The sequence below is a fragment of the Thalassotalea sp. G20_0 genome (assembly GCF_017744175.1).
Classification (GTDB): domain Bacteria; phylum Pseudomonadota; class Gammaproteobacteria; order Pseudomonadales; family Endozoicomonadaceae; genus Endozoicomonas.
Genome location: NZ_JAGHQV010000321.1, coordinates 1 through 792 on the forward strand (window position 1 = coordinate 1; position 792 = coordinate 792).

At 56.9% G+C, this 792-nt stretch carries 1 protein-coding gene; it reads right to left on the reverse strand.

The features are described from left to right. Window positions 1–749 (reverse strand): hypothetical protein (locus tag J7438_RS26290; protein ID WP_209278979.1); only part of this gene is annotated, 749 nt, incomplete at its 3' end. Window positions 750–792 lie beyond the last annotated feature (43 nt).

The following is a 792-nucleotide window of genomic DNA, read 5'->3' on the forward strand; positions in this document are numbered from 1 at the left end:
AGAGAGCTGGCCAAACCCCGGAGAACATCCCGAAACGGTGCGGACACCCCGGAGGAACCCTGCAACAGGGCCTTGACCGTGGTGTCCATTTCCCGGGCATTAAATCCATGGAAAAGCCCGGCCTCGCCTGTCTCTTCCCTGGCAAACCCGGTGGCCAGGATTATCTCGGACCGCGCTTGTGCCAACTGTGAGTACATATTCAGGAACCGGTTGACCAGATTATCGATAATGATCTCTCTGGCCGGGTTTTCCCCGGTAGCTTCCGGGTTCGTGGTCAGGCCACGGCTGGCATCATAGCTGATGCATTGCTGGGCAAGGCTGCTGATGGTCAGGAAGTTATCCCGGAGCAGTTTGTCCATGGCCCGCAGGCCGTGTGCACAACACACCAGCCGTTCAAGCGACCATTCAAGATAACTCCCGCCGTTGATTGTTATCTCTTCACCACTGCGCTCGATGGCCTGCATCGCCCGGACATTGTTATTTTTGATGTCGTTTATCTGCCGCATATAGTCGTCATGGATCACCTGGCCCCGGTCCGCATAAAGTTTCAGCAGTTTTTTGCCCTGCGTGCTCACCTGCGGCGGGCGACTGTCGGTGACGGAGGAGGTCGGAGTCGCAACGGGTTGGGTGGTGTGATCCGGTTCGATGGTTGGCGACGATGACTCAGCATCAGCATGATCGTCAATGGCCGACGGGGTCGCCTCAAGGTGAGCTGTTGGTGTTTGGGAAGGGGATAGTTGCGAAGTCATCTCCGGTGAGATCCGGGCCATTGTGCTGGATGACAATGTCTGA